Below are 7770 nucleotides of genomic sequence, written 5' to 3' on the forward strand. Positions count from 1 at the left end.
CCGCCGAGGCGACGGCCGTGGCGGCGCAGGGACGTCCCGCCGAGCACCGTCCACGTCGCCGCCGTGGTCAGCGCCACCGAGGCGGCCCGCTGGCAGCCGAGCCGCCGGCCGGCCCTGGTCACCCCGGAGCGCGCCAGGGCGCCGACGGCGACAGTGCCGCCGGCGAGGGCGCAGGTGTAGGCCAGCCCGGCGGCCCGGCTGTCGCGGTAGAGCAGCCGCTCGGTGTGGTTGGCGACGCCCCCGAAGGCCGCCACCGGGTGCCGCCGCGCCGGGTCGGCGAGGGCGGCGTCGAGCGCGGCGCCGGCGAGCAGCCCGACAGCACGCAACCATCCGGACACGGGAGTTCTCCCTGGCACGAAGACGGGTCACGCCAGCCGTACCGGCCCGGCGGAATGATCGACTACCTGGTACGATCAGTAACTTGGCATAATCGGACGTTCAGCGTGTGGGGCGGCGGTGCCGCGGCGAAGCCCCGCGGGACGCATGGCGCCCGGGCCCGGCCCGCCAGGTCGACCGGTCGATGTCAGGGGAACTTCCACCGGCTTCCTCCGCGTCCCTCATGCGTCCATCGGCCCTTATGCGTCCATCGGCGACGATGAGCGGGCCTGGGCCCATGAGATGATCACCGGCGAGGCCGCGTAGCGGCATGGTATCGCGTGAGAGGCTCAGCCGTACCGGGACCCTCTTCGCATAATTACTCACCGTAATAGATTCTGTGTAGATCGACAAGCTGGATGGTGGAGTCCTCGGCAGCGGCCTGCCGTAGCTCGTCGGTGAAACCCGCGCCGCTGAAACACATCAGGCGTGTCGGGTGGGCGGGGGCGGCGTGGCGGGTGCGCAGCAGTCCACGGATGTGGTCGAGGCGGCGCAGGTGGCGCAGGCCCATGACGTCGCCCCACTTCGCCTCACCGATGGCGAGCAGGACGTCGTGGCCGGATTCGTCGTGGCCGAGGACCGCGACGTCGACCTCGTGACTGGTCCTGGCCGCCGGATCGTTGACGGCCCCTGCGGCCACCCGGTAGGAGTGGCCACCGTACGTGTCGGGAACCGCGTACCAGCGGGCCCATTCGCGGCAGAGGTTCTCGAAGTGCGGGCCGACCACTTTGCTACGGAAGGTGGGCCCGGCACGCCGCCACACGGCCGGGGCCCGGCCCGGCCGTTCCAGATCGCCCCAGTAGGGGCGCATGACGGCGTGGTAGAAGGTGACCAGGGGTTCGGCGATCCGATAGGTGGAACGGTTCCGGCGGAACGCGTCGGGCTCGTGGCGGATCAGGCCGACGTCCTCGAGAACGCTCAGCGGATGGGCGAGGTCGGTGGATCTGCGGCCGAGGTAGTCGGCGATCCCGCCGCGCGCCGCGTTACCGGCGGTGATGGCTGCCAGCACGGAATGGTAGAGCGCGACGTCGTGCAGGTCGGGTTCCTCAGCGAGGAGGTAACGGGCTTCGCGGAAGAGGGGCCGGGCGGGGTTGATGACGGCCCGGGCGACCCAGTCGTCGAAGTCGTCGGGGCCGGCGGGGACGTCACCCTGGGTGAATTCGCGCCGGTAGGCGGGGGTGCCGCCGACGACGGCGTGGGTGAGTACGGCGGTGCGCGGGTCGGTGATCTCCCAGAACCGGCCGGCGGTACGGAAGTCGAGGGTGGGAACGACGAGTTCGAGCCCCGCGCGGCCGCGCAGCGGGGCGTTGCCGGCGAGCAGCCGGCCCATGAAGGGCAGCGCGGAGCCGCACAACAGCAGACGCACGGGTGTGTTGCCGTGCTGCGCGGCGGGGTCCAGAGCGCGCTGGATGATGGACGGCAGCGCGGGTGACGCCTTGGCGAGGAAGGGGAACTCGTCGATGACGGCGGTGGTGGGCCCATCGGTGGCGATCCGCATGAGCTGGTTCACGGCCTCGTCCCAGTGGGCGAAGCGGAAGGGTGCTGGCTCGTCGCGGTAGCGGGCCAGCGCCGCACCGAACTGCCTGAGGCCATCGGCTTCGGTGGTCTCGGTCGCGGTGAACATGAAACCGCCACCGGCACGGGTGACCGCGTCGAGGAGGAACGTCTTGCCCTGTCGCCGCCGGCCGGAGACCACCCCCAGGGTCGCTTCGCCACCCGGATAACGAGCGAAGCGGGCCAGTTCGGCCCACTCGAAGTCGCGGTCGAACATCTCGGCAGGCTTGTCCATCGCCCCTCCCAGTGACGCTTCCCAGCGCGCCTCCCATCATGGATATCTCAAGTTATTATAACTCGACCTATACTATTGTCTTCCTGTCGCGTTCGGTGCGCTCCGCCATGACCCGAGAGCCCGCACCCCGCCCACACCGCAGATCCCGCTTGTACGCACCCGGTCTTCGACCGGCATCGCCACGGCACGATCTATAGCACATGCCATACTGGAGCCTATGGCTACGACGTCCATGCAGCTTGACAGCGGGCTACGCGACGAGCTGGCGGAGATCGCCGAACGCGACTTCCACGGCGTGTCCCTGGGCGAGGCGGTCCGGCATCTGGTGCGGGAACACAAGATCAACCGCATCATGCGACGCTACGAGGAGCTGCGCGCCGACCCTGACGAGTGGGCCAGCTACCAGGCCGAGGCGCGGCCGGCCGACAACGCGGCCGGCGACGGCCTGCCCGACGCGCGTGAGGAGTACCCGGAGTACAACCGGTGAGCCGGATGCTGAGGCTCGCGCCCTGGCAGGTGTGGCTGGTGGACTTCGGCCAGCCGATCGGGCACGAGCAGGGCCACCTACGCCCGGCCGTGGTGGTCGGCTCGGCGACGCACTGCCGGTTCCCGATCGACATGGCCCTCGTGGTGCCCCTGACCACGCGGGACCGGGGCCTGGACCATCACGTGCGCATCGACTCCCCCGAGTCCGGCCTGGACAGGCGGAGCTGGGCGCGCACCGAAGAGATCACGGCGGTGTCCACCCGGCGGTTCGCCCGGTCCGCGCCGCTGGGCAGCGCGTCGGCCACCGAAATCGCCGAACTGAGCGAGTGGCTACGCGAGATGGTCGCCTTCCGCTGACCCGCCACCCCGCTTCCAGCAGGCCGCTGGTACTCGGTTATCGGTTATCGAAGCCGCCGACGTCCTGATGGTGAGAAACCGCCCTCGTCAGGAGGCTGCGTGGATCAGCATGAGCGGCACCGGTATCGGGCCCGCTGCCAGTGGGAGGGCTCGACGGCCGCCGGCTACGAGGCGTACGGCCGGGAGCATCACGGCGAATGCCCGCCCGCGTCCGTAAGCGTCCAGCTCAGCGCGGATCCCGCCTTTCGCGGCTCACCCGAGCGCCCCAACCCCGAACAGCTCCTGCTGCGGCCACGCATCGTGGTTGCCGGGGACGTCCCGCTCGAGCGGCTGCACCGCCTGGTGGAGCTGGCCCACCAGGCGTGCTACATCGCGAACAGCCTGCGCTGCGAGGTCGACATACAGCCCACCTTCGTCCGGATACGGGTGTAGGCGCCCGGCCGGTGAACCGATCGGACGTGACGACGCCGCTGTCGTAACAGCAGAAATGTTACAGTACCCATATGAGTATCCATGAATACCCGCTGGGTGAAGGTCCTTCCACTCGGTTGAGCCTGTCCCTTCCGCAGGGGACCGCTGACGCCGTACGTGAGCTGATCGGTAAACGCGAGTTCTCCGGCTTCGTCGCAAAGATGATTGAGGACCGTATTCGCCGCGAACTCCTCGCCGAGGACATCCGTGTCTACCAGGAAGAGCACGGCGCGTTCACAGACGACGAGCGGGCCTGGGCGCATGAAGCGCTCACCGGCACGGTTGCGCAGGAGCACGACGCTGCGTGAAAGTCTCAGCTACGCAGGGGACCCTTGTTCTTGACTGCGCGGGACTGTCCGGCTTCGTCGAGGGGCGGCGAAGGGTCATGGTCGTCCTGGACGGGGCACAGCGCATGGAATGGAGGGTCAGGACCTGCGCCGCAACCATCATCGAAGCGACACACCCCAGAACAGACGCGGCGCGCATGACCTGGATCCTCGCTCGCGTCCAGGTGGAATCCCTCACCAGGGATGCCGCACGAGCCGCGTCGGCACTGCTGCGGGCCGCGAACCTACATGGGCACAAGTACGCCATCGACGCCATGGTCGCGGAGATGGCGCTGCGTCAGCGAGGGCCAGTAGCCATGATCACATCCGATCCGGGTGACATGGCCCGACTATGCGGCCCCGGCGTCCGCCTGATTCCGCTCTGACGGTTGAGAAACAGTTTTCACCGTTATTTTCGTCGCGCTCATCGTCGACGGGCGCAGGCGGCTCCGGTCTCATACTGTCGATGCTGTGACGTGCGCGCGTGCGTCGAACACGGCCGAATCACGCGACCGAGGGACTGAACGGTCGTGACAGCAGCCGTTTTCGCCCTCGATTTCACGGGTGGAAGCATCCAGCAGAAGGAATCCAGTATGAGTGAAGTCACACAGGCGGTTCCCGCGGCCGAGCTGTTCACCCCGGAATTCCGTCTTGACCCGTACCCGACGTACGCCCGGCTGCGGGAGAACGCGCCGGTCTGCCGGGTGAAGACGCCCAGGTTCGAGACCTGGATGGTCACCCGGTACGCCGACGCGAGAGCGGTGCTCTCCGACCCGCGGCTGAGCAAGGACATCGACCGGGCCGGGGACCTCTACCTGCAGGTTTTCGGTGAGAAGTCGGTCGCGTTGAACAGGAACATGCTCAACGCGGACCCGCCGGAACACAGCCGGCTGCGCCGCCTGGTCTCCCAGGCGTTCACCCCGCGCCGTATCGAGGCGCTGGCCCCCCGCGTCCAGCAGCTCGTGGACGAACTGCTGGACGCGATCGTGCCCGCCGGCCGTGCCGAGCTGATCGGCGAGTTCGCCCTTCCGCTGCCGATGAACGTGATCTGTGAACTTCTCGGCGTCCCGGTCGAGGACCGCGAGCAGTTCTTCAGCGGCACGCAGGTCATCCGCACCCAGGGCACGGCCGGGCGCAGCAACGAGGAGGACCGGGCCGCCATCCAGGAGGCCCAGCAGGACCTCTACGCCTATCTGACCAAGCTGGTCGGGAACAAGCGTGACCGGCCCGGCGACGACCTGATCAGCGCGTTGATCACGGCCCGTGACGGCGGCGGGAAACTCTCCGAGGAGGAGCTGGTCTCGACCGCGTTCCTGCTGCTGTTCGCCGGTCACCAGACAACGGCCGACTTCATCGGGAACGCGGTCACCGCGTTGCTGACGAACCCGGACCAGCTCGACCTGATAACGAAGAACCCGCACCTCCTGCCGGGCGCGATCGAGGAGCTGCTCCGTTTCAACGGGTCGGTCCCGGTGGCGAGCTTCCGGCTGGCGACGGAGGACGTCGAGTACAGCGGGGTGCGTGTTCCGAAAGGCTCGATCGTCACCGTCGTCCTCAACGCGGCCAATCACGACCCGGCGCATTTCACCGACCCCGACCGGCTGCACGTCGACCGGACGGACAACCCGCACATGGCCTTCGGGTACGGCGTCCACTACTGCCTGGGTGTGTCACTGGCCCGGATGGAGGCGCGGACCGCCATCGGCACACTGCTGCGAAGGCTGCCCAACCTCGCGCTCGAGGTGGCGCCGGAGAACCTCCAGTGGCTGCCCGCGGCGTCGTCCTTCCGCGGCCTCCTCGAGCTCCCGGTCCGCTTCGGCGGCACCTGAAGGCGCTATATGAAAGCGGCGCCTGAAAGCGGCATCTGACGACAGCGGGACGGATAGGAGCCGCGACCGTCCGCGGCGGTGACAAACAGGGTAAATACAAGATCAGATAAAGGCCGCCGTATCGGCCTGGGACGCCGTACCGCAGGGAGCCGTGCCCTTACAGGGAGCTATATCGACATGGCGTAGGCGACGACGCCGCGGCGGACGGCGTCGAGCGCCGCGCGGGCGACACCCCGCACGGTCGAATCCTCCGGGGCGACCTGGACGATCTGGTCGAGCAGGTCGATGAGCTGACGCATCCAGCGGACGAAGTCGCCGGCGGTGAGGTCCAGACCGGAGTCGGTCAGGACCTTCTCCAGGGAGCCTCCGGACGCCCAGCCGAACGCCACCCAGGCGAATCCGGGCTCGGGCGGGCGCAGGAAGTCCAGTCCGTGGCCGGCCTCGATGTCACGCAGCCGGCCGGCGATGCGGGCCGTGGCCGTAAGCGCGTCCCGCAGCCCGGGATCGCCGGGTGTCTTCGCCGCCGTCGCCTCCTCGCCGCGGGGCTCGTAGACGAGCGTGGAGACCGCCGCGGCGAGCGCGGCCGGTGACAGCCCCTCCCACACGCCGTCGCGCAGGCATTCGGCGACGAGCAGGTCCTGCTCGGTGTAGACACGGCTGAGCAGAGCGCCGGCGGCGGTGACGGTGTCACCCCGCAGGTAGCCCAGCGTCTCCAGAGCCGCACACACCCGGTCGAAGATCTTCGCGACGGTGTTCGTGCGGTTCTCGATGCGCCGCTGGAGGGTGTCGGTCTCCCGGCGCAGCTTCGCGTGGCGGTCCATGACGCGCAGGTGCGCCTCCCGCTCCGGGCAGCCGTGCACGGGATGGGCGCGCAGCGCGCGGCGCAGCCGGGCGAGTTCGGTGTCGTCCGCGGCGGCGGCCCGCTCCCGGGCCCGCCGCCCCTGCTCAGGCGGGACGTCGACCTGGCGCAGTGACGACGCCAGGTCACGGCGCGACTGCGGCGAGCGCGGGTTGAACGTCCGCGGCACCCGGACGCGGCCCAGCGCCTCGACGGCCACCGGGAAGTCGACCGTGGAGAGCCGGCGGACCTGCCTGTCCACCGTCAGGACGACCGGGCGCGGGCCGTCGTCGCCGTGGCCGTTCACCCCGGGGTCGAGCACGACCGCCAGGCCGCTGCGCCGGCCGGCCGGGACGCGCACGACATCCCCGACCCGCAGCCGGGACAGCGCCTCGAGCGCTTCGGCGCGGCGGCGGTTGGCGCCCTCCCGCGACAGCGCCGCCTCGCGGGCGCGGATCTCCTCGCGCAGGCGCGCGTATTCGCTGACCGGGCCCTGCTCGCAGGTCAGCTCGGCGGCCAGCTCGTCGAGCGCGCCGCTGTTGCGGCGGACCTGCCGGGCCAGGCCGACGACCGCGCGGTCGGCCTGGAACTGTGCGAAGGACGACTCAAGAACGCTGCGGGCCTCGGTCCGCCCGAGTCGCCCGACGAGGTTGACGGCCATGTTGTACGACGGCCGGAACGACGACCGGAGCGGATAGGTGCGGGCCGACGCCAGCCCCGCCAGGGCCACCGGGTCGAGACCGGGCTGCCACAGCACGACCGCGTGCCCCTCGATGTCGATGCCGCGCCGCCCGGCCCGCCCGGTGAACTGGGTGTACTCACCCGGGGTGATGTCGGCGCGGGTCTCGCCGTTGAACTTGCTCAGCCGCTCCAGGACAACCGTGCGCGCCGGCATGTTGATGCCCAGCGCCAGGGTCTCGGTGGCGAACACGGCCCGCACCAGGCCGCGGACGAACAGCTCCTCGACCACTTCCTTGAACGTGGGCAGCATCCCGGCGTGGTGCGCGGCGATGCCGCACTCAAGACCGTCCAGCCACTCCCAGTAGCCGAGTACGCGCAGGTCGTCCGCGGGGATGCTCGCGGTGCGGGCGCGCACGTGCTCGCGGATGGTCTGCCGTTCCTCCGTCGTGGTCAGCCGCAGGCCGGCGCGCACGCAGGCGGACACCGCGGCGTCACAGCCCGCCCGGCTGAACACGAAGGTGATCGCCGGGAGCAGCCCGGCGCGGTCGAGATGGCGGACGACCTCGGGCCGGCTGGGCACCCAGGGCCGCTCGCGCGGCGGGGCCACCGCCCCGCCGC

General features: G+C 70.0%; 9 protein-coding genes. 6 read left to right on the plus strand and 3 right to left on the minus strand.

Going from position 1 to position 7770, the window contains the following annotated elements; genetic code table 11:
• Positions 1–338: cobalamin biosynthesis protein (locus NBX02_RS10825; protein WP_250291193.1), on the minus strand; the 338-nt coding region annotated here is incomplete at its 3' end.
• A gap of 356 nt (positions 339–694) precedes the next feature.
• Complete coding sequence (locus NBX02_RS10830; RefSeq protein WP_250281388.1) at positions 695–2164, minus strand: ATP-binding protein; 1470 nt, start codon at positions 2162–2164, stop codon at positions 695–697.
• Between the two features lie 217 nt (positions 2165–2381).
• Between NBX02_RS10830 and NBX02_RS10835 the strand changes: the two genes are divergently transcribed.
• The 6 genes from NBX02_RS10835 to NBX02_RS10860 all read left to right on the plus strand — a co-directional run bounded on the left by NBX02_RS10835 (position 2382) and on the right by NBX02_RS10860 (position 5633).
• Entirely contained in the window at positions 2382–2651 is a 270-nt protein-coding gene (locus tag NBX02_RS10835) for a hypothetical protein (RefSeq protein ID WP_250281389.1), read from the plus strand.
• Between the two features lie 5 nt (positions 2652–2656).
• Complete coding sequence (locus NBX02_RS10840; RefSeq protein ID WP_250281437.1) at positions 2657–3007, plus strand: type II toxin-antitoxin system PemK/MazF family toxin; 351 nt, start codon at positions 2657–2659, stop codon at positions 3005–3007.
• Between the two features lie 99 nt (positions 3008–3106).
• The gene (locus tag NBX02_RS10845) at positions 3107–3439 is read left to right on the plus strand and encodes an OsmC family protein (protein WP_250281390.1); all 333 of its coding nucleotides are present in this window, start codon (positions 3107–3109) and stop codon (positions 3437–3439) included.
• 71 nt (positions 3440–3510) lie between these two features.
• Positions 3511–3786: a hypothetical protein gene (locus NBX02_RS10850; RefSeq protein ID WP_047224250.1), complete on the plus strand. Its 276-nt coding sequence runs from the start codon at positions 3511–3513 to the stop codon at positions 3784–3786.
• On the plus strand, positions 3783–4190 hold the full coding sequence (locus tag NBX02_RS10855) for a hypothetical protein (protein WP_250281391.1): 408 nt from the start codon (positions 3783–3785) through the stop codon (positions 4188–4190). The genes NBX02_RS10850 and NBX02_RS10855 overlap by 4 nt, the downstream gene beginning before the upstream one ends.
• Before the next feature lie 207 nt (positions 4191–4397).
• Positions 4398–5633 carry a cytochrome P450 family protein gene (locus NBX02_RS10860; RefSeq protein ID WP_250281392.1) on the plus strand — a complete coding sequence of 412 codons (1236 nt, stop codon included), beginning with the start codon at positions 4398–4400 and terminating at the stop codon, positions 5631–5633.
• 167 nt (positions 5634–5800) lie between these two features.
• Here the strand turns inward: NBX02_RS10860 and NBX02_RS10865 are convergent.
• Positions 5801–7770, minus strand: a 1970-nt coding sequence (locus NBX02_RS10865) for a helicase-related protein (RefSeq protein WP_250291196.1), incomplete at its 5' end; no start/stop codon positions are given.

It is taken from the genome of Protofrankia sp. CiP1_Cm_nod1, from assembly GCF_920888515.1.
In the GTDB taxonomy this organism is placed as follows: Bacteria; Actinomycetota; Actinomycetes; order Frankiales; family Frankiaceae; genus Protofrankia.

Coding starts and splice junctions, on each gene's coding strand:
- NBX02_RS10840 (WP_250281437.1), top strand. CDS start 2,657: ATGCTGAGGCTCGCGCCCTGGCAGGTGTGGCTGGTGGACTTCGGCCAG.
- NBX02_RS10850 (WP_047224250.1), top strand. CDS start 3,511: ATGAGTATCCATGAATACCCGCTGGGTGAAGGTCCTTCCACTCGGTTG.
- NBX02_RS10835 (WP_250281389.1), top strand. CDS start 2,382: ATGGCTACGACGTCCATGCAGCTTGACAGCGGGCTACGCGACGAGCTG.
- NBX02_RS10860 (WP_250281392.1), top strand. CDS start 4,398: ATGAGTGAAGTCACACAGGCGGTTCCCGCGGCCGAGCTGTTCACCCCG.
- NBX02_RS10830 (WP_250281388.1), bottom strand. CDS start 2,164: ATGGACAAGCCTGCCGAGATGTTCGACCGCGACTTCGAGTGGGCCGAA.